Consider the following 20,960-nt stretch of genomic DNA (forward strand, 5'->3'; position numbering starts at 1 on the left):
GTTCAGCTCCTGACGAGCAGAGCTACTGGGAGGTGTTCCAGTAGGTCATGGATGCGAGCTGCTCCACTACCCACCTCGTGGCCGGTCAACACGTTCTTCCATTGGCCGCTGGGTAGGACGACCGTGCTGTCACCCCAACCGCCGAGCCGATGCAGTGCCGCGGGCAGTCTGGTCGCCACGGTGATGACCGCGTCGCCGCGGGCGAAGGCGACCGCGTGACCGTTGGACGTCGGGAGCGGGGTGTAGCTGCCGGCGAACGCCTCCGGGTACTGCCTCCGGATCCGCAGTGCCCGCGCGGTGACCAGCAGCTTCTCGTCGGACAGGTCGTCCGGCTTGGCACCCTCGTCCAGTCGACGCAGCCGGTCGATCCGGTCCGGGTAGTCCACCGGCCGGCGGTTGTCCGGGTCCACGAGCGACAGGTCGACCAGCTCGCTGCCCTGGTAGACATCCGGTACGCCGGGCATCGTCAGCTGGACCAGCTTCTGGCCGAGCGTCGCCGCCCGGACGAATTCGGTCTGCCGATCGGCAAAGCGTCGTACCGCATCCAGGACGGTCTGGTCGTTCAGGACCGAGCTGGCGAAGCCGGCGACGGTCTGTTCGTACTCCTCGTCCGGAGACGTCCAGGTGGTGTGACGCTTGGCCTCGCGGATCGCCTTGAGCAGGTAGGCCTGCAGACGGTCCTCGGGGAGCGGTCCGTCGTCCCACGTGCCGAAGAGCGTCTGCCAGAAGAGGTACTCGGTCGAACCGTCCAGCAACGGGCTCCGGTGGTCATCTGACAACCGGCGCCACTCCCGGACGGCCTCGGACCAGGCAGCGGGCTGTTCCGACAGCACACCGAGCCGGGCACGCACGTCCTCGGAGCGCTTGGTGTCGTGAGTGGACAGCGTGGTCATCGTCTTCGGCCAGTGCTGGTTCAGCCGGGCTGCGTACGCGTGGAACTCCTCCGGCGAGACACCGAAGTGCTCTGGATCGCCACCGACCTCGTTGAGCGAAGTGAGCCGGAACCACCGGTAGAACGCGGTGTCCTCGACCCCCTTGGCCATCACCGGCCCGCAGGTCTGCTGGAACCGCACAATCAGCTCGTGCCGCGCGTGTTCGTCGATCCGTCCGGCCGTACCGACCTCTCGACCGAGCAGCAGATGCAGTACGACGTCGAGCGTCTCCTGCCTGTCCTCGTCGAGGTTGTCCCGAGCCTTCGCGGCGGCCCGTTCCATGGCGTGCACCGCTGTGGGCTCCGGCGTCTCCCCCGGTACGACGTACGCCCGGTAGACGTCGAAGTGGACGAGCAGCTCGACAACGACCTCATGGAACGCACGTCGGGTGTGATCCCGCAGCCGGACGTCGTCCTGGCAGATGCGAGCCAGGAGCTCCACGAGTCGATGCACTTCGGCGTACTGCCCGTGCTGCACGATCTCGCGCTTCGCCTCCTCCACAACCGGACCGAAGTCAGCAGGCTGACCGGTGAGCTCGGAGTGCAAGGCCGACAGCGGCGCTGCGCCGGCGGGGTCGACGAACAGACCACCGACTCGTAGGAGCGCGTCGTACCCGGTAGTGCCGGCGCAGGGCCAGTCGCGAGGTAGCTCTTCGTCGCCCTCGAGGATCTTCTCCACCACGACCCACGCACCGCCGGTGCGCTCGGCCAACCGACGCAGATAGCCACGCGGGTCGGCCAAACCGTCCGGGTGGTCGATGCGGTAGCCGTTGATCTTGCCCTCACCCAGGAGCTCGAGCAGAAGCGCATGCGTCGCGTCGAAGACCTCCTGCGTCTCCACCCGGATGGCTGCGAGCGTGTCGACGTCGAAGAAGCGCCGGTAGTTCAGCTCCTCGTCAGCGACCCGCCAGTGCGCCAGCCGGTACCACTGCTCGGTCACGAGCTCCGCCATCGGCAGGTCCTCGGTCTCGGGCCGCACCGGGTACTCGTGGTCGTAGTACCGCAGAATGTCGCCGTCGAGGGACAGCTCGCCGTTGGCCAGCACCTTCCCGATGCGCTGACCGAGCACAGCCATCAACAGCGGCTGGTTCCCCGAACCCCAGTCCACGTCGAACCACTCGGCGTACGGCGAACTCGGTCCGTCCCGCAGCACCGACCACAGGGCCTTGTTGAGCCGCGCCGGCGTCGGCACCGCCACATGATTGGGTACGACGTCAACCACAGTCCCCATGCGGTGATCTGCCAACCGCTTCGCCAGCCGGTCGAACGCAGGCCGACCACCGGCCGGCTCGGACAGCCGGCTGTGGTCGACAACGTCGTACCCGTGGGTGGAACCGGGTGCGGCCTGCAGGATCGGCGACAGGTACGCATGCGAGATCCCGAGGCTGTCCAGGTACGGGACGACCGCGGCCGCGTCGTCGAAGCCGAACTCGGCGCGCAACTGCAGCCGGTACGTCGCCTGCGGGACGGCCGTCATCCGGCGACCTGGCGAGGACGGGTCAGGACCAGCGTGCTGCGCGACTCCAATCGGACTGTGCTGCTGGCGGCATGCGGCTCGTCACTCGCGACACCCGTCGCGGTCGTCGTGTCCACGACCACTGTCCAGGCCGCGCCGTACTCCTTCGGCGGGAGAAGGAAGTCGGTCTGCTCGTAGTTGCTGTTCAGCAGGACCAGGAACGAGTCGTCGACCACCGGCTCACCGCGTGGATCCGGCTCGGAGATGGCGTCGCCGTTCAGGAACACCGCGATCGCGCGGGCGTCGTCGGCCTGCCAATCGCCGTTCTGCATCTCGGTGCCCTTGGGGGTGAACCAGACCAGGTCACCGAGCCCGTCGACGCCGGTGTCGCCGTGGAAGAACCGGCGGCGCCGCAGCACCGGATGGTTGTTCCGTAGCTTGACCAGCGCGCGGGTGAACTCGAGCAGGTCCTTCTGCGTCGGCGTCAGCTTCCAGTCGACCCAGGAGAGCTCGTTGTCCTGGCAGTAGACGTTGTTGTTGCCGCTCTGCGTCCGGCCGAGCTCGTCGCCGTGCGCCATCATCGGCACGCCCTGCGAGATCAGCAGCGTGGTGAGGAAGTTGCGCTGCTGCCTGGCGCGCAACCGGAGCACCTCGGGGTCGTCGGTCGCGCCCTCGACACCACAGTTCCAGGAGCGGTTGTGGCTCTCGCCGTCCTTGCCGCCCTCGCCGTTCGCGTCGTTGTGCTTCTCGTTGTACGAGACCAGGTCGCGCAGCGTGAAGCCGTCATGCGCGGTGATGAAGTTGATGCTCGCGATCGGGCGGCGGCTGTCGTCCTGGTACAGGTCGGACGAGCCGGTCAGCCGGGACGCGAACTCGGCCAGCGTGTACTTCTCGCCGCGCCAGAAGTCGCGGACGGTGTCGCGGAACTTGCCGTTCCACTCGGTCCACAGCGGCGGGAAGTTCCCGACCTGGTAGCCGCCGTCGCCGACGTCCCACGGCTCGGCGATCAGCTTCACCTGGCTCACCACCGGGTCCTGCTGGACCAGGTCGAAGAACGCCGACAGCCGGTCGACTTCGTGGAACTGCCGGGCCAGCGTGGCCGCGAGGTCGAAGCGGAAGCCGTCGACGTGCATCTCGGTGACCCAGTAGCGCAGCGAGTCCATGATCAGCTGCAGCACGTGCGGATGCCGCATCAGCAGGCTGTTGCCGGTGCCGGTCGTGTCGTAGTAGTGCGACTTGTCCTGGTCGACCAGGCGGTAGTACGCGGCGTTGTCGATGCCCTTGAACGACAGCGTCGGGCCGAACTCGTTCCCCTCGGCGGTGTGGTTGTAGACCACGTCGAGGATCACTTCGATGTCGGCCGCGTGGAGTGCCTTCACCATCGTCTTGAACTCGGTCACCTGCTGACCACGCGTGCCGCCGGCGGCGTAGTCGTTGTGCGGCGCGAAGAAGCCGATCGTGTTGTAACCCCAGTAGTTCGACAGGCCGAGCTCCTGCAGGTGCCCGTCCTGCGCGAACTGGTGGATCGGCATCAGCTCGATCGCTGACACGCCAAGCTCCTTGAGGTGCTCGACTATGGCTGGGTGGCCGATCCCGGCGTACGTGCCGCGGATCTCCTCAGGCAGCGCGGGATGGGTCTTGGTCAGGCCCTTGACGTGCGCTTCGTAGATCACGGTCTCGTGGTAGGCGTGACCCGGCGGGCGGTCGTTGCCCCAGTCGAAGAACGGGTTCGTCACCACGGACAGCATGGTGTGTTCGCGGTTGTCCATCGTGTTCAGCTCGTCCGGCTTCTTGAACCGGTAGCTGTACAGCGACTCGTCGCCGTCGATCTGCCCGTCGATCGCCTTCGCGTACGGATCCAGCAGGAGCTTCGACGGGTTGCACCGGTAACCGTCCGCGGGGCTGTACGGCCCGTGCACCCGGAACCCGTACCGCTGGCCTGGCTGCACCGCCGGCAGGTACGCGTGCCACACGAACCCGTCGACCTCGGTCAGCTGCACCAGCTGCTCGGTCCCGTCGTCGTCGATCAACGCGAGATCTACTCGTTCCGCAACCTCCGAGAACAGCGCGAAGTTCGTCCCGGCGCCGTCGTACGTGGCACCGAGAGGGTAAGGACGACCTGGCCATTTCTGCACCTGACGACAGTAGCCACCTCCACCGGTGGAGACTGCATCGGTGCCGATTTGCAGCCGAGAGTTCACCGAGCGGAGTGTTACCTCGAGTGCTTGATGGGTTACCTGGAGTAAGTTCTGCGCATGCTGAGACGGGGTTTGGCGCTGGTCGGGGTGCTGCTGCTGGTGACGGCCGGGGCGAAGGAGCCGGTGGTGATCGGGGGGACACTGGCCAGTTCCAGTGAGGCGCCATGGGCGGTGGCGCTGACGTACTCGGGGGCCGCGTCGGCGACCGGGCGATGGTGTGGGGCGGTCCTGGTACGGGCCGACAAGCTCGTGACTGCGGCCCACTGCATGGGGAAGCCGTTGTCGACGTACGGCGCCGTCCAGGGGCGAGCCGAGCTGGCCGACGACAGCACCGGGCGGGTGTCTGCGATCAGCAAGGTGTGGATCGATCCGGCGTACAACACCACGAACAACCGCCACGATTTCGCCGTACTGACGCTGGAGAAGCCGTTCACCGGCGTACCGGTGATCGCATTGGAGACGGACCCCAAGGCCGACCGGCGTGGCGTCGTACCGACCGTTTACGGCTGGGGTGACACCAGGGACACCGGTCCCGACGACACGTTGCAGAAACTCGCCGTCCCCGACCTCGGCGACGCGACCTGTTTGGCCAACAAGGAGTACGTCGCCAACGGTTACGCGGCCGCATCCAATGTCTGCGCCGGATACCTCGACGGTAACGCGGACGCCTGCCAGGGCGACTCGGGCGGCCCGCTCGTGTTGAACGGACGTCTGCTCGGTGTCGTCTCCTGGGGCAAAGGCTGCGCAGAGCCCGGCTACCCCGGTGTCTACGCCGAGATCGCGCCGGTGGCCAAGACGCTGCTCCAACAGGTTCGTTAAGCCGAAACATACCTGTCAGTTCCGGTTTCAGCTCGTCACCGTCGCGTCACGGGGTGAAAACATCATGTCCTTACCTTTCTGGTCAGCTACCCCGTTGCTCAGTGAGGAGAAGGCATGGCGCAGACCAGACGTCAGTTCCTGCAACAGGTCGGTATCACCGGTGGGGCCGGTGTGATGTTCTCCACGATGTCGGCGCTCGGCCTCACGGGCGCCGCCGAGACACCCGCGTACGCCGCTCCGTCGCGGACCGAACTCAACGGCCGCGGCACCAAGCACGTCGTCGTCCTCGGCGCCGGGATCTCCGGGCTGACCTCGGCGTACGAACTGCTCAAGGCCGGCTACAAGGTCACGCTGCTCGAAGCCCGCAACCGCCCGGGGGGCCGGAACTGGACGGTCCGCGGCGGCACCGTGGAGACCGATCTGGCCGGGAACACCCAGCGGGCGACGTTCTCGCCCGGTCAGTACATGAACGCCGGGCCGGGCCGGCTGCCGCAGCACCACCTGACGCTCGAGTACTGCCGCGAGCTCGGTGTCGCGATCGAACCGTTCGTCAACCAGAACGCCGATGCTTATCTCTACCGGGAAGGGTCAACAGCCCTGTCCGGCAAGCCGATTCGGCATCGCACGGCCAAGGCGGACGTGTATGGCTACGTCTCCGAGCTGCTGGCCACGGCCGCGGACCAGGGTGCGCTCGACGGCCTGTTGACGGCGTCCGACAAGGAGGCGCTGATCGGGTTCCTCAGCAGCTTCGGTTCGATCGGGAACAAGGCGGCCGGGTTCGCGTACACCGGGACGGATGGTCGCCGCGGATACGAGGTGGAGCCGGGCGCTGGACTCGAGGGCGGTAAGACGGCAGCGCCGTACGCGCTGAGCGATGTGTTCGCGAGCGGCGTCGGCAACTACTTCTCGTTCGAGTTCGGCTGGGATCAGGCGATGATGATGTTCCAGCCGGTCGGCGGGATGGACCGGATCCCGTACGCGTTCGAGAAGGCCATCGGCCGGGACAAGATCCACTACGGCGCCGAGGTCACCGGGCTGGCCAACACCGGCAGCGGCGTACAGGTCACCTACAAAAGCGGGTCGCGGACCAAGGTGATCACCGCGGACTACGCCATCTGCACGTTGCCGCCGCACCTGGCCGCGAAGGTCCCGTCGAACCTGCCGGCTCCGATCATCGAGGCACTCAAGTACGCCCGGCCGACGAACGCGGGCAAGCTCGGCATCGAGTACGGACGGCGCTGGTGGGAAGAGGACCACAAGATCTACGGCGGCATCACCAACAGCTCGCTCGACACGGTCAACACGTGGTACCCGTCGACCGGCTTCCACGGCAAGCGCGGGACGGTGATCGCCTACTACAACACCGGCACCAACGCCAACGCGTACGGCGCTCTGACCCCGGCCGCCCGGCTCCAACGCGCATTGATGCAAGGCGCCAAGATGCACGGTGACGTGTACACGCAGGACGTCAAGGCGGCGTTCTCGGTGAACTGGCTCGGGACGAAGTACTCCGAGGCTTCCTGGGTGAGCTGGCCGTCCCAGACCGACGGCATCTACGCCCGGCTACTCGATGCCACCGGCAACATCTACTTCGCCGGTGATCATCTCTCGCACACGATCGCGTGGCAGCACGGCGCGATCGTCTCCGCGCGGGCGACGGTCACCGCTCTGCACAGCCGGGTGACGAGCCGATGAGGAAACGTACGTTGGCTGCAGGGGTGGCAGTCGTCGCGTTGTCCTTCGGTGGTGGTGCCACCACGGCCGCCGGCTGGTGGAACAAACCAGGACCGCCGAGGCCCGGGACCGTCGTACCGGCATTGCCTGCTGGTCAGGCCAATCCGATGATCGCCAGCGGGGTCGGCATCGGCGCGAATACGCCGTACTACAAGACCAGCGGGATCGGACCGTCCGCGCTCAACCCGGGTGCTCCGGCCGGCTCGGAAGCGTCGTACGTCGATGCCGTGGTCTTCCCCGGTGGGACGCTGCCCGCCGGGGTGACGATCACCGAGGCCCAGGGGATCAACGTCCTGCGGCGCATCGGCGAGAACCTGCAGGCGGCCGGTCTGTCGTACGCCGACGTCTACACGATGCGCGTCTTCCTCCAGAATCCGGCGGGCGCGACCACGGCCGACTTCGCCGGCTGGAACCGCGCCTACCGCCAGTACTTCGCCAACACCGACCTCACCACCGGCCAGTACGTCCCCGTCCCTCTCGGCACAGCTCCACCCGCCAAGCCGTTCGTGGTGAACAAGTCCCGCCCGTCCCGCTTCGCCCTCGAGATCGAGAACCTCCCGGTCGCGGGCTGGCTCGTCGAGGTCGAGGTCGACGCCGCCTACCCCAAACGCTGACACACTGGAGGCATGAGTGAGCCCGTCCGCGTAATCACAGCGGGTGACCTGGTCGCCGCCGACCCAACGGCCGGCATGCTCCGGATGCGAGCCTTCGAGCTCCCGATCCTGTGGGCCGGCCAGGTCATCACCCAGCCCGGCGCGATCTCCGGCTGGCACCACCACGACAAGAACGAAAGCAGCCTCTACATCGTCTCCGGCGTCCTCCGCCTGGAATTCGAAGGCACCGACGACTACCTCGACGCAGTAGCCGGCGACTTCGTCCACGTCCCAGCCTTCACCATCCACCGCGAAAGCAACCCCACCACCACCCCCTCCCTAGCCATCATCGCGCGGGCGGGCGGCGGGATCCCCACGGTCAACGTCGACCCGACCCAACTCTGAACTTCATGCCTCGTGCTTCGAAATTACCGTGGTAGAGTATTTTCGAAGTGATACTCGGAGGATTGAAGTGTTGATCGCTGTGGTTGCCGCCATCGCCGACGAGCAGTGGGGGTTGGTGACAACCGCCCAGGCGCGCGCTGCCGGCGTGTCTCCGCAGTCGATGGCCCGGCTGGCCAACGACGGCGTCTTGGAGCGCGTGTCCCATGGCGTCTACCGGGTAGTGGGAGCAGGCTCGCCACTGGACGACCTCCGCGCAGCATGGCTCGCACTGGCTCCTGAGCAGCAGGCATCCGACCGTCTCCAGAAACCAGACGCAGTCTTGTCGCATCGATCGGCCGCCAGGTACCACCAACTGGGCGATCTGGACGCGGATCGATTCGAGTTCACCGTTGCTGCCCGCAAGCAGTCCAAGCGAGCTGATGTCAGCTTTCATCGCGAGCACCTGCATCCGGACGATTGGCAGATCGTCTCGGGCCTTCCAGTAACGACGATCGTGAAGACCATCGGCGATCTGGCGAAGGCGCAGACCGACGGTGGCCATCTGGCCGGCGTCGTACGCGACGGGATGGCTCTGGGCTCCGTGACGGCGGATGAAATCAGCTCTGCACTCTCCCCCTTCGCCCACCACTACGGGCAGCACCTGGGACACGGTCGCGCGCTCCTGCGTTACCTCCTCGAGGAGGCCGGTATCCCTAGAGCGACGCAGCAGGCCGCGGAACTCGTCGGGCCAAGGCCGTCTCAAGCTGATTCCGCCCTTCTTCACGCACTTGCGCTGCTGGATCCGCGAGTCCCCAGAGACCTCCGTAATCGCGCTGCGCATACCGGGCTGTCGATCGACGACCTGCGGGCCGTGCAGACCGCACTGGGCGTCACCAGCGATCCCGGAGAGATCCAAGACGCGCTGCACGCCGCCTATGAAGCTCGCGCACGACTCCTTCACGAATCAAAGGATCAGGCAGTCGAGTGAGAGAGAAGCCGTATGCCAGCGCTCGCGAGTTCCGGGCGAGCGCCAACGCACACATGAAGAAGCTTGCCAAGGACCTGGGGCGGCCGCCCCAGGAGATCAACCGCGAGTTCGTGTTGCAACGCTTCCTCGCCCGCGTGTTCCACAATCCCGGTGCGCCGTGGGTACTGAAGGGTGGGACCGGTCTCCTGGGCAGGCTTCCGCATGCCCGCTACAGCGACGATGTCGATCTCTTGTACCCTGCCAACGAGGTTGACCTCGTCGCGCCTCTGACCGAGCTGCGCAGCGCAACAGCGCGACCGTGTGGCGACGACTTCTTTCGGTTCGAACTCGGCCGAGTCGACGAGCGCGCTTCGACGGACGGCGAGAAAGCGGTCGCCACCATCCGTGTCGCGGCGGCGATCGGCACCACCGAATACCAGCGGTTCAGCATTGACCTTTCCGTGAAGAAACGCCAACTCAGCCGCGTCGACCGGTACCAGCCGAAGCCGGTCATCGAGATGCCAGGCGTACCGCCCCTTCCGGAGTTCTCGCTCTACTCGTTGGCCGACCAGATCGCAGACAAAGTCTGTGCGATGTACGAAGTCCATCGAGACGGCATGCCATCGACTCGGTACCACGACCTCGTCGATCTCGTGTTGATCGTCACCAGCGGTGCAGGGATAGTCGCAGCCACCACTGCCGCCGCGCTACACGCTGAGGCACTGCATCGAGACCTTGCTCTACCGGCCACGCTCGACTCGCCGGGCAGGCAGTGGCCCGCCGGCTACCGGAACGAAGCCGTCAAAGCCAAGCTGCCCGCCGAACTGTGCGACCTCCCACAAGCTCTCGGTGCGGTGGGTGCCTGCCTCGGCCCGCTCCTCGCAGGTGACATCGAACGCGGCGCTTGGGACCTCGCCACTCAACGCTGGGTCGAGTAGCTCGACAGTGCCGACAAGTTCGTCGAGATCCTACCGATGCGACCTGCCCAAGCCCGCCTCAGGTGAAGGTTTCGTAGGCGGGGAGGGTTAGGAAGTCTTTGTAGTCGTCGGCCAGGGCTACCTGTAGGAAGAGGGTGCGGGCGGCTTCGTAGGCGGTGGGGGTGGGGAGTTTGGTGATTTCTTCGGCGGTCAGGCGTTCTACTAGTTCGGTGGTGATGGTGTCGCCGGTGTCTAGGACTACGCCGTTGCGGCGCCATTGCCAGATTTGGGAGCGGGAGATTTCGGCGGTGGCGGCGTCTTCCATCAGGTTGAAGATGCCGACGGCGCCGGTGCCTTCGAGCCAGGCGGCGAGGTATTGGATTGCGACGCTGATGTTGTTGCGGAGGCCCGCCTCGGTGACGTCGCCTGGAGTGGCGGCTACGTCCAGCAGTTGATCGGCCGTGACCGATACGTCCTCGCGGAGCTTGCCGAGTTGATTGGGCTCCGAGCCGAGCACAGAGTCGAAGACTGCGCGGCAGGTCTCGACCATGCCAGGGTGCGCGACCCACGAACCGTCGAACCCGTCACCGGCCTCCCGGGTCTTGTCCGCCTCGACCTTCGCGAAGGCCTGCTCGTTCACGGCCGGGTCCTTGCTCGGGATGAACGCCGCCATCCCGCCGATCGCGTGCGCCCCGCGCTTGTGACACGTCCGCACCAGCAATTCCGTGTACGCGCGCATGAACGGCACGGTCATCGTGACACTGTTTCGATCCGGCAACTGGAAATCGACACCGCGATCACGATGCGTCTTGATCACGCTGAACATGTAGTCCCAGCGTCCCGCGTTCAACCCCGCCGAGTGCTCACGCAGCTCGTACAGGATCTCTTCCATCTCGAACGCCGCCGGATACGTCTCGATCAGCACCGTCGCCCGGATCGTCCCGCGCGGAATGCCGACGAACTCCTGCGCGGTGACGAACACGTCGTTCCACAGCCGCGCCTCCAGATGCGATTCCATCTTGGGCAGATAGAAGTACGGCCCCTGACCCCGGTCGAGCTGCAACTGCGCACACGCCGCGAAGTACAGCGCGAAGTCCACCAGCGAACCGCTCACCCGCGAACCGTCGACGAGGATGTGCTTCTCCGGCAGGTGCCACCCGCGCGGCCGGACGACGATGGTCGCCAACTCGTCGTCCGGCCGCAGCGCGTAGCTCTTCGTGTCGGTACTGAAGTCGATCCGCCGCGTGATCGCGTCGAGCAGGTTGAGCGGACCGCCGACCACGTTCTCCCAGGTCGGCGTGTTCGCGTCCTCCTGGTCGGCCAGCCACACCTTGGCACCGGAGTTCAGCGCGTTGATCGTCATCTTCCGGTCGGTCGGTCCGGTGATCTCCACCCGCCGGTCGACCAGCCCCGGTGCCGCGGCAGCGACCCGCCAGGACGGATCGTCCCGCACGTCCTTCGTCTCCGGCAGGAACCCCAGCGACGCCCCGGCCGCGATCTCGGCGACCCGCTGGGTCCGACGATCCAGGAGCTCGAGCCGCCTCCCGTCGTACGCGCGGTGCAACGCCTCGATGAGTCCGAGCGCCCGCTCGGTGAGGATCTCGTCGTACCGCTCGTTGATCGGCCCGGTGACGTCGACTGACACAAAAGGCTCCTTAGCTCAGGACCAGAACTTCGTGATCGGTGATCCGGTCAACCACGACCGTAATCCAGCCGTCCACCGAGGTCACCTCGACCTCGCCCCCGGCCACCAGGAACCGCGCCCGCGACCCGTCCGACCGGAGCGTGACAGTGAACGGCCCTGCGGGCGTGAACTCCGCCAGCCGACCGCGCCACGCGCCGCCCTGATCAAGGTTGACCAGATGCAGGATGACCGTCTCGCCCTGCCGGTTGAGCTGACAATCCAGTACGCCAGCACCCTCCACGCGCAGCGGGAGTCCTTTGATACCAAGGCTTCACGCGAGACTCCGGACTGCGTCACCAGCGCCTGACACGTTCTCGAGCAGCATCTCGGAGTACTTACGACTCAGTACGACGCCCTCCGCGCCACCCTCGAACGCGGCCAGCGTGGCATCGCGCACGGACTCCCGTGTGCACTGTGTCAGCTCACCCTCGTTGTCGTCCCAGTTGATCTTGGTCCCGAGATCACGCGGCGCCTCCAACCGTTCACGCGCCTTGCCGACCGGGATGTCGATGTCGATACCGGGGTAGATGGCGCTCTGCCCGCCGACTCCCGCGACTGCGCGCGCGGTCTCCCGCCGTACGTAGTCGGCCGTGAATCCGGTCTGCGGCAGCTTCTCGTACGAACCCTCGTCGAGCTGCAGGAGCTTCATCACCAACGGGTAGACGTCCTCGGGATCCGCGTCGGCGAAGAGCGCACCACAGATGCTCTTCACCCAGGTGAAGAAGCGCGGACCGGCGCAGTTGTTGTAGATCACGACCTTGATGAAGTCGGAGAACCTCGCCATCTCGGTGTAGTCCTGATCGGCCCGATAGAACGGGCTGAACGAGATGTTGTGATAGACGTGCCAGCCGACCTGCACCTCCGGCGACAACGCCTTGGCGACACCGTAGATGTCGCGGTACAGCTGCCGCTGGCTCTCGGTCCACAACGTTTGCCAGGCAAGCACTTCGGGGAAGTTCAGCAGGATCCGCCAGAACGTCACGAACGCGCCGTCGACCGGCCGCTCGCCCGCGCCGACCCGCTGGTTCCACTCGATCAGCTCGCGATACCCCTGGATCGCGCGGGCCACATCGATCCCGCGATCGCGGCCGATCTGGCGGCAGTGCGGGCAGAAGCACCCGATCTCGGCCACGTCGACCGTCCCCTGCATCAGCAGGTTCAGCGGGCCGGGTCGCTCAGAGCACCAGGCGAGTCCATCGAGTTCGTAGCTCTGCAGATAGTCCTCGACGAAGCCGAGGTGCCAGTTGCGGTAGTCAGGGTTGTTGAAGCACGGACGCCGACCGGGCCGGCCCCAGGCGTCGACCTCGAGCACCTTGACGAAGTTCGGGTAGGTCCGTAACTGGCGCGCACCACCGCTCTCCTCCATCCACGCGAACGACTTCATCCCCCGCTCGCGCGCCTTCGGCACGACCTCGGCAAGCAGGTCCAGTGAGGGGTGCTCCGGCGCGCGACCGGCCGAGCCGAGCACAGTGTTCCCGTAGTACTGCGGATGCGGCGGCGCGTAGTTCCCGCCGACCCAGCCGAGGTCGTACTCGGCGCCGCCGTGGTCGGGGATCGGATGCCCCGGGATCTGCCGTCCGCCGGTGCCCCGGGTCCAGGTCGGCGTGGCCAGGAACAGCGCATTCACCGCGCCGCGGTCGGCCAGGATGTCCAGTGTCTGGTCGACGCCTTCGTCGACGAACGAAACCGCTCCGATCTGCAGGGCAACGAGCCGGTCCGGCACGGTGCTCACCCCTTCTCCCCTTGCGCTGGGCTGAATACGTCGACCGTGAATACGTATACACAGGTCGGTGGGAGCGGTCAACGGCGCGGGGTGAGACTCTTCAGTAGGGTTCAGCATCTGGACCGGCCGATTGGACTGGCCGACTTGACTGGGTAGCGGGATTGGGGAGGGAGGCCGGGATGGCGCGTCCACCGACGAGCCGGGATGTGGCGCGGCTGGCGGGGGTTTCGCAGGCGACGGTCTCGCGGGTGCTGACCAACAATCCGAAGGTCAACCCGGAGACGCGGGCACGCGTGCTGCAGGTGTTGAAGGACGCGAACTACACCCCGAACGCGTTGGCCCGGGCGATGAAGACCGGCCGCACCGACACCATCGGCGTGTTCATGACCCGCGTGACCAGCCCGTTCCATGCCGAGTTGCTGGACGAGATCGGACGGGTGCTCAGCTCGGTCGGGCTGCACATGATCCTGTGGAACATCGAGCACGATCCGGAGGAATCGGTCGGCAACGTCATCCAGCAGCGCCTGGTCGACGGGTTTCTGCTGACGTCGGCGACGTACGACTCGACGCTGCACACGATGGCGCTCGCGTCGGGGACTCCGACCGTGCTGCTGCACCGCGGGATCGACGGGCTCGATTGCGACCAGGTCGTCGGCGACAACTGGCAGGGCGCGTACGACGCCGGCCGCTACCTGGTCGAGGCCGGGCACACCGACATCGGCCTGGTCACCCTGACGCACACCGGGAACACCTCACGCGATCGCGACCTCGGGTTCCGGGCGGCGCTCGCCGATGCCGGGGTGAAGATCAAGCCCGCCAATGTCGTCTCGGTCGGCGTCCCGCACGCCGACGGCCATGCGGCCGCGACGAAGCTGCTGCGCCGCAAGAAGCCGCCGGCCGCCATCTACACCGTCACCGACCTGTTGGCCTTCGGCATCCTCGACGGCGCCCGCGCGGTCGGGGCCAAGGTCCCCGACGACCTGTGGGTGGTCGGCTTCGACAACACCGAGATGGCCGCGTGGGAAGCATTCGACCTGACCAGCGTCGAGCAGCCCGTCCACGCGATCGTCGAGACCGGTGTCGACCTGCTCCGCCGACGCATCCAGGACCCGGAGCGACCGACCGAGATCATCACCCTCCCCTGCCCACTGGTGATCCGTCGCTCGACAGCCAACACCCGCCTCTAGCTCGGTACGGCGGAACCACGCGCAGTGGGCGCACGTCCAACGCGCGATCGGTACCCGCCCCGTACAACGCGAGAGGCTTTCTGATGAGCGAGGTCCCCGTCCTCGAGACCAAGGTCGGCTGGTCGGCGCTCCACGCCGATCCGGAGCGAATCACCCACGGCCGGCGAACGATGACCCTCGACGAGATCGAGTGGGTCAGCTACTGGGTCACCCAGACGACCGAGAAGCGCTTCATGTATCCCACCACGCACACCACCTACTGGCACTTCGAGGTCGGCAAGTATCCGCACAAGGCCGCGCCGACGATCATCTTGTCCTCCTCCCGCGGCGGCGTTCGTGACGAGCTTCCGGAGTGGTTCACCTTCATGGCGAACCTGTCCGCCGAGTTCCTCGAGCCGCGCCTGCTCACCGACCTCGTCAACCGGATCTACCAGGGCGAGACGGTGACGATCGGTGGCAGCATCAAGGTGAACCAGCTCGGCATCGGCTGCAAGCGACCGAAGCTCAGCCTGCACTGGTCGTCGATCCGCCCGCCGCGGGTGGCGAACGGCATGGTGCGGATCTACCGGACCGACTCCGCGGAGCCGATCGTCAACGTGCCCCTCAGCCACCCCAACGCAGGTCTGATCCCCGCCCTGTTCGGCATCTTCAGGTGACCTCTAGGTAAGGCGCTGCAGGACGCTGCTGAGGACCTCGGCGTGGTCTTCGGGCTTGGACAGACCCATGTTCATCGTGTTGACGCACAGATGCGTCGCGCCGAGGTCGCGCCAGGCATCGACGTACCTGCGCCAATCCTGCTCCGGCACGGCGCCCAGTGAGAGTCTTGGCTCGATCCCGATCTGAGCGGGATCGCGGCCTGCCTCTTCGGCGGCTGCCTTCATGATCCGAAGCTTGCTCTTGGCTTCGTCGTCGGGTGCGAGCTGCGGCATCCAGCCGTCACCGATGCGGCCCGTTCGTCTCAGCACCGCGTCCGCGCCACCGCCGAACCAGATCGGGATCTGCTTGGCCGGTAAGGGATTGAGCCCGGCTTCCTTGACGCTGCCGTGGGTGATCACCGGCTCCGCCCAGAGCTTGCGCAGCAGTTCCACCTGTTCGGTGAGGCGAGCGCCTCGCCGCTCGAACGGTACGTCGAGTGCGTCGTACTCGACCTTGTTCCACCCGATGCCGACGCCGAGCCGCAGCCGTCCGCCACTGAGCACGTCGATCTCGGCCGCCTGCTTGGCGACGAGCGCCGTCTGCCGCTGCGGGAGGATGAGCACGCCGGTGACCAGCTCGAGCGTGGTGGTGATCGCCGCCATGTATCCGAACAGGACGAAAACCTCATGAAACAAGGACTTGTCGGTGTAGCCGGTCCACCCGGGCCGATTGGTCGGGTCCGCGCCGAGGACGTGATCGTAGGCGAGCACGTGGTTGTAGCCGGCCTGCTCGACGGTCGTCGTCCAGTCGCGGACGACCGCGGGGTCCGCGCCGATCTCGAGCTGAGGGAACACCGCACCGATCTTCACTTCGTAGCCTCCAGCAACAAGTTGATCAAACCCTGTACGGCGAGGTCGAACGGCTCCCGCGATCCGGCCGCTCGCGCCAACACATAACCGCCCTGCAACACAGCGGCGATGGTCGCGGCCGTCTGATCGGCATCCAGGGTGGCCGGATACTCGCCGTTTCGCTTGCCCTCAGCGACTACCTCCGCGAGGCGCGTCCGCAACCAGTCGAACATCTCGGCGACCGGCGCACGGAGATCGGCATCCGCCAGTACGTCGGGATCCGCGGTCAGCCGCCCGATCCGGCAGCCCTTGAGCACCTCACGATCTCGCTCGAGGTACCCGCTGATCCGCTCGGTGGCCGTGCCCGGTTGCTCGAACTGGCCGGCCGCCGCGGCGCGCAGTTCCTCGGCCGACCTCTCGATCGCAGCCTTGGCCAACTGGGCCTTGCCGGCGAAGTGGTGATACATGCTTCCCTGCCCCGCGTCAGCCGCTCGCTGGATCGCTTTGGGCGAGGTCCCGACGTACCCACGCTCCCACAGCAACTCCTGAGTACTGCTGATCAACCGCTCGACCGTCTCCACCTCACCACCGTACCCACAGGTACAGCGGCGTACGCACAACCATCGGCCGCACCCTGCTCCCGACCGGACACCGCTCCGCGACGGCTGACCTGCTGCCGCCTTCGGCGGGGGCGCGGATGGTGGATCCGCCGCTCAACTCGTACGCGCACAACCACCGTGATGCGGCCGGACCGACCGGACACCGCTCCCCCGGCGGCTGACTTGCTACCGCCTCCGGCGGGGCGCGGATGGTCCGATCCGCCGCTCGACTGGTCTGCGCAGAACCACCGTGATGCGGTCGGACCGATCGGACAACGCTTCGCGGCGGCTGACTTGCTACCGCCTTCGGCGGGGGCGCGGATCGTGGATCCGCCGCTCACCTGGTGTGCGCAGAACGACTGCGCTGCGGCCCCGGCCTTGCGGAGGAACTGTGGTGGCGCGGTCTCCGGGCTGCGTGATCGTGCCAGTCGGCGCGGCGTGCATCAAGGGCGCCTCCGGCGTCGCTGCGCGATCTTCGACCCTTGACCCACCACCACCCCGACCAGGAAAGACCGCAGCTATCCCGGAGCCGCTCACCCGAGTGGTCGCGCGCAGGGTGTGATCACGGTCCCGGACTGTGGTGAGGCTGACGGGCTGGTCTGGATGGGGGCACCGGTGTGTTCACAGAGGTGGGCTGTGGTGACGGGCCGGTCTGGATGAAGCCGCGGCGTGATCACGGTGACGGATCGTAGTGGGTGGCTGTTCGGGGTGCCGCCGGGCAGACCTCACAGCGGCCGGCCGACGACGCGACGGGGCTGCCCCGACCAAGCGGTCTCCAACTCACGGGTTAACCCATGAGCTTGTCCCTTCTCCCACCGAGATCTCACCCGAGAACCGACAAACTCACCGGATAACCCACGAGTTGGCAGCCCAGACGCGGGGTAGATCCCGGGATGTGGTCGGGAGTGTCCGAGTGACGGGATTCCCCTGGCAGGGAAGAGGGTCGGGAGGATCTTCTACCCGGAACGGGAAGACATCTTCCCGAGTCCGCGAGTCGCCGGCTGCTGGACCGGCGGGTGGATGAATCTGCCCGAGTCGTGAGATCCCGAGCCCGGGACAGCCCCCGCGCGACTGATACGTGCACACCGATAGACCAGGACCGGCCGGTCCACCGGATCCTGCACCGAATCACTCCGAACCAGACCAGCCCGCCACCACACCGACCAACCGGGACCACCTCGACCCGGCTCACAACTCCCCGCGGGATCCGCGTAGCTGCGTCCTTCCCTGGTCGCGGTGGTGTGGGTCAAGGGTCGAAGATCGCGCAGCGACGCCGAAGGCGCCCTTGACGCACACCGCCGCGACCAGCACACTCACGCAGCGGAGACCGCGAACCACAGTCCCTCCGAAGGCCCCGACACCACATCCCCTCCGCGCACACCACCCGAGCCGCGGATCCACCCTCCGCGCCCCGCCGAAAGGCGGCAACAGGCAGTCGCCGCGGAGCGGCGACCACCACACCCGCGACGCCACATCTCGTCACGCACACCAGATGAACGCGTGTCAGCAGTTCGCGCACCCCGCCGAAGGCGGCAACAAACAGCCGCCGCGGAGGGGTGAGCGTTGGAGCCGCAAGCCGGTCCTTCGGGGCTGTCCGTTGGGGGGAACGATAGGCTCGGGCGCCATGAGCACCAGTGTCGCCATTGCAGTAATCACATTCAGGCGACCTGCTCTGTTGCACGGGCTGTTGACCAGCTTGCAGGCTCAGAAATTACCGGAGAACTCCGACTACGCGATCCGGATCGTGGTGGTCGACAATGACGCGGACGGCTCGGCCGCCCGGGTGCTCGAGGAGTTCGGCGCGGGGACGCCGTACCCGATCGAATCGGTGGTGGAACCGGAGCCGGGGATCCCGTTCGCGCGGGAGAGGTCGGTCGAGCTGTGCTGGAACGACGACGCCCTGATTTTCGTGGACGACGACGAGGTCGCGCCGCCCGGTTGGCTCGCGCGCCTGCTCGACGCCTGGGAATCCACCGGCGCCGACGTTGTCACCGGCCCGGTCAAGGGCAACCTGCCGCCTGGCGCGCCGCCGTGGAGTCACTACAGCGATGTGCACGACTCGACCGGCAAGCACGCCACCGGCGAGGAGCTGCGGAAGGCCTACACGAACAACACGCTGGTCAGCCGGCGGGTCTATCACACTGTCACGCCCGGGTTCCATCCCGCGTTCCGCTACACCGGGTCCAGCGACCTGCACTTCTTCCTCCGCGTCCACCGGGCCGGGTTCCGCATCGTCTGGTGCGAGGAGGCCTGCATCGCCGAGGAGGTGCCGGTCGAGCGGACGACTCTGCTGTGGCTGGTACGGCGTGCGTTCCGGTCCGGCAGCGGGGACACGATCAGCCGGCTGCTGATCCGGCCGGGCGCGGTCAGCTACCTGCTGGTGCTGGCCTATGCTTCGGCGCGGGTGATCTCGGCGCTCGGGTTCGCGCTGGCCGGGCTGCTGCTCGGCCGCAAGACACACCTGCTGAAGGCGGTCCGCCGGTTCTTCTCGGGTATCGGGAGCCTCGCGGGCATCATCGGAATCAACCACGACGAGTACCGGGAACGGCATGGAATCGAGCACGGCACCGGATCGGGAGCCGACGGTGGCGAGTCTGTGCCAGGCGATCTGGCAGGTGGAGCGGGAGCTGAGTCTGCTCGACTGGGAGATCCAGGGCGTTCGTCCGTGGCCGATCATCCGGATGCGCGTCTTCCATGAGCTGACCCGGCGCAGCGGGATCCACGGAGTACCTCATCCGGTACGACGTTCGCCGTACGAGAAGGCTGCTCTCACCGGCAGGCACCTGGCCGGCCTGATCACTCGCAATCCGTTTCTCGGCCGGTACGACGTTCTCGTCGTACCGCATCCGCGGAAACCGGGCGGTGTCGAGATCTACACCGACGAACTCCGGACCGCTCTGGGTCCGTCGGCGCTCATCCTCGACTCAGGGATCAACGGGACCCCGCTGCCCGGCAGCAAGAACCTCGACTTCTTCACCTCCGCCGCGGGAGCGGTCCACGGGCGGTCCTTCGACGATCGCGGGGCCGGCGCGGCGCTGCGTGAGTTGACGGGCGTTTCCGTTCCGGTCGGTGCGTTGCTCGCGCGCGAGGTGCCCAAGCACCTGCGGTTGCGGGCGTTGTATCGATCGCTGCTGCGACGGCATCGGATCAGCACGGTTTATGTGGTCGTCGCGTACTTCCATCAGCACATCGTCGGGGCAGCGCGCGATCTCGGCATCCGGGTGGTTGAGCTGCAGCATGGGGCGATCAGTCCGTTCCACCTCGGCTACAGCTATCCGGGGCGGCCGGCGGTGGCGGATCAGCCGGATGAGCTGTGGTGCTTCGGCTCGTACTGGACCGATGTCGCGGAACTGCCCGCGGGAATGAAGACCGCGGTTCTCGGGGCGCCGTTCCTGCCCAGCGTCGGGACGAAGGATCCGCGGCGAGTCGTGTTCCTGTCGCAGGGCACGATCGGCGCGGAGCTCGTGGACGTCGCCGAGGCGGTGGCGAAGGAGCATCCGGAGCTGGAGGTTCTCTTCCGACTGCACCCGAGTGAGCGGGAGACCGACTACACGCTGCCCGACTGTGTGCGGCTGTCGACAAGTGGGAGCACGCTGGAGTTGCTGGCGTCGGCGACGTACCAGGTCGGTGTCGCGACGACCGCGCTGTTCGAGGGGATGGCGCTCGGCTGCCGGACTGCCGTGGCTGACCTCCCCGGTCACGAGTACCTCGAGCCGGCCATCAAGCGCGGTCACGCCATCCTCATGACCGCACCGAACCAACTGACCGCCGCTCCGGTCTGTGCCGACCCCACCACCTATTACGCCCCCAGCAACCTCACCCAGCTACTAGGCTCCGCCTCATGAGGTACATGCTGCTGCACAAGACGAACGACAGCCTGGAGGCGGGAAATCCGCCCGATCCGGCGATTCTGGAGCGGGCCGACGCGGTGCTCGAGGAGATGCGTCAGGCCGGCGTGCTGGAGGTCGGCGAGGGGCTGATGCCGAGCTCACGGGGTGCGCGGCTCACGTTCCCGAGTCCGGGGCAGCCGCGCGTGGTCGACGGACCGTTCGCCGAGACCAAGGAGCTCGTCGCCGGCCTGTCGATCATCCGCGTCGACTCCAAGGAGGAGGCGATCCAGTGGGCGCTGCGCTTCGCCGCGGCCGACCCGAACACGCCGATCGACATCCTCGAGATCGCCGGCTAAAGCGCTAGGTGCAGGATCGGGTAGGGCTTGTTCATGGCGTCTGTCTCGCTGCGGGAAACCAAGCGGAACCCGTGGTGCAGGTAGAACCCGAGAGCCTG

The 20,960-nt window shown here is 66.8% G+C and carries 18 protein-coding genes; 11 read left to right on the forward strand and 7 right to left on the reverse strand.

Annotation, left to right across the window (positions count from 1 at the left end; genetic code table 11):
* Nucleotides 1–2: 2 nt before the first annotated feature.
* Both treY and glgX read right to left on the reverse strand, forming a co-directional pair.
* Complete coding sequence (gene treY, locus ACWF4Z_RS15110) at nt 3–2,408, reverse strand: malto-oligosyltrehalose synthase (RefSeq protein ID WP_452243620.1); 2,406 nt, start codon at nt 2,406–2,408, stop codon at nt 3–5.
* Nucleotides 2,405–4,522 (reverse strand): glycogen debranching protein GlgX, encoded by a 2,118-nt coding sequence (gene glgX, locus ACWF4Z_RS15115; protein ID WP_452243621.1) that lies wholly within the window; start codon nt 4,520–4,522, stop codon nt 2,405–2,407. The genes treY and glgX overlap by 4 nt, the downstream gene beginning before the upstream one ends.
* A 120-nt stretch (nt 4,523–4,642) precedes the next feature.
* Here glgX and ACWF4Z_RS15120 point away from each other — a divergent pair, with 120 nt between their 5' ends.
* From ACWF4Z_RS15120 to ACWF4Z_RS15145, 6 genes are all read left to right on the forward strand, one after another.
* Nucleotides 4,643–5,404, forward strand: coding sequence for a S1 family peptidase (locus ACWF4Z_RS15120; RefSeq protein WP_452243622.1), 762 nt, complete (start codon nt 4,643–4,645; stop codon nt 5,402–5,404).
* 114 nt (nt 5,405–5,518) lie between these two features.
* Entirely contained in the window at nt 5,519–7,099 is a 1,581-nt protein-coding gene (locus ACWF4Z_RS15125; protein ID WP_452243623.1) for a flavin monoamine oxidase family protein, read from the forward strand.
* Complete coding sequence (locus ACWF4Z_RS15130; RefSeq protein ID WP_452243624.1) at nt 7,096–7,752, forward strand: Rid family hydrolase; 657 nt, start codon at nt 7,096–7,098, stop codon at nt 7,750–7,752. The genes ACWF4Z_RS15125 and ACWF4Z_RS15130 overlap by 4 nt, the downstream gene beginning before the upstream one ends.
* 12 nt (nt 7,753–7,764) lie before the next feature.
* A complete protein-coding gene (locus tag ACWF4Z_RS15135; RefSeq protein ID WP_452243625.1) occupies nt 7,765–8,136 on the forward strand; it encodes a cupin domain-containing protein in 372 nt (123 codons plus the stop codon).
* A 79-nt stretch (nt 8,137–8,215) separates the two neighbouring features.
* Nucleotides 8,216–9,103, forward strand: a complete 888-nt coding sequence (locus tag ACWF4Z_RS15140; protein WP_452243626.1) for a type IV toxin-antitoxin system AbiEi family antitoxin domain-containing protein — start codon at nt 8,216–8,218, stop codon at nt 9,101–9,103.
* Nucleotides 9,100–10,020, forward strand: a complete 921-nt coding sequence (locus ACWF4Z_RS15145; protein ID WP_452243627.1) for a nucleotidyl transferase AbiEii/AbiGii toxin family protein — start codon at nt 9,100–9,102, stop codon at nt 10,018–10,020. Before ACWF4Z_RS15140 ends, ACWF4Z_RS15145 begins: the two co-directional genes overlap by 4 nt.
* Nucleotides 10,021–10,078: 58 nt before the next feature.
* Here the strand turns inward: ACWF4Z_RS15145 and aceB are convergent, their stop codons facing one another.
* Genes aceB through ACWF4Z_RS15160 form a run of 3 tightly spaced genes read right to left on the reverse strand, consistent with a single transcriptional unit; the run spans nt 10,079 to nt 13,415 of the window.
* Nucleotides 10,079–11,644, reverse strand: a complete 1,566-nt coding sequence (gene aceB / locus ACWF4Z_RS15150) for a malate synthase A (protein ID WP_452243628.1) — start codon at nt 11,642–11,644, stop codon at nt 10,079–10,081.
* Between the two features lie 10 nt (nt 11,645–11,654).
* Nucleotides 11,655–11,924, reverse strand: coding sequence for a hypothetical protein (locus ACWF4Z_RS15155; protein ID WP_452243629.1), 270 nt, complete (start codon nt 11,922–11,924; stop codon nt 11,655–11,657).
* A gap of 30 nt (nt 11,925–11,954) precedes the next feature.
* Nucleotides 11,955–13,415, reverse strand: coding sequence for a hypothetical protein (locus tag ACWF4Z_RS15160; protein ID WP_452243630.1), 1,461 nt, complete (start codon nt 13,413–13,415; stop codon nt 11,955–11,957).
* Between the two features lie 170 nt (nt 13,416–13,585).
* On the opposite strand from ACWF4Z_RS15160, the gene ACWF4Z_RS15165 reads away from it, so the two are divergent.
* Together ACWF4Z_RS15165 and ACWF4Z_RS15170 are read left to right on the forward strand one after the other, a co-directional pair.
* Nucleotides 13,586–14,593, forward strand: a complete 1,008-nt coding sequence (locus ACWF4Z_RS15165) for a LacI family DNA-binding transcriptional regulator (RefSeq protein WP_452243631.1) — start codon at nt 13,586–13,588, stop codon at nt 14,591–14,593.
* Between the two features lie 83 nt (nt 14,594–14,676).
* Nucleotides 14,677–15,249: a hypothetical protein gene (locus ACWF4Z_RS15170; RefSeq protein ID WP_452243632.1), complete on the forward strand. Its 573-nt coding sequence runs from the start codon at nt 14,677–14,679 to the stop codon at nt 15,247–15,249.
* 3 nt (nt 15,250–15,252) lie between these two features.
* On the opposite strand, the gene ACWF4Z_RS15175 is transcribed toward ACWF4Z_RS15170, so the two are convergent.
* Together ACWF4Z_RS15175 and ACWF4Z_RS15180 are read right to left on the reverse strand one after the other, a co-directional pair.
* On the reverse strand, nt 15,253–16,098 hold the full coding sequence (locus ACWF4Z_RS15175) for an LLM class F420-dependent oxidoreductase (RefSeq protein ID WP_452243633.1): 846 nt from the start codon (nt 16,096–16,098) through the stop codon (nt 15,253–15,255).
* Entirely contained in the window at nt 16,095–16,658 is a 564-nt protein-coding gene (locus ACWF4Z_RS15180; protein WP_452243634.1) for a TetR/AcrR family transcriptional regulator, read from the reverse strand. Before ACWF4Z_RS15180 ends, ACWF4Z_RS15175 begins: the two co-directional genes overlap by 4 nt.
* Before the next feature lie 1,642 nt (nt 16,659–18,300).
* Here ACWF4Z_RS15180 and ACWF4Z_RS15185 point away from each other — a divergent pair.
* Genes ACWF4Z_RS15185 through ACWF4Z_RS15195 form a run of 3 tightly spaced genes read left to right on the forward strand, consistent with a single transcriptional unit; the run spans nt 18,301 to nt 20,862 of the window.
* Nucleotides 18,301–19,374, forward strand: coding sequence for a glycosyltransferase family 2 protein (locus ACWF4Z_RS15185; RefSeq protein ID WP_452243635.1), 1,074 nt, complete (start codon nt 18,301–18,303; stop codon nt 19,372–19,374).
* A complete protein-coding gene (locus ACWF4Z_RS15190) occupies nt 19,262–20,521 on the forward strand; it encodes a hypothetical protein (RefSeq protein ID WP_452243636.1) in 1,260 nt (419 codons plus the stop codon). Before ACWF4Z_RS15185 ends, ACWF4Z_RS15190 begins: the two co-directional genes overlap by 113 nt.
* A complete protein-coding gene (locus tag ACWF4Z_RS15195) occupies nt 20,518–20,862 on the forward strand; it encodes a YciI family protein (protein WP_452243637.1) in 345 nt (114 codons plus the stop codon). Before ACWF4Z_RS15190 ends, ACWF4Z_RS15195 begins: the two co-directional genes overlap by 4 nt.
* The last annotated feature ends 98 nt before the right edge of the window (nt 20,863–20,960 follow it).

The sequence above is a fragment of the Kribbella sp. NPDC055071 genome, assembly GCF_053608045.1.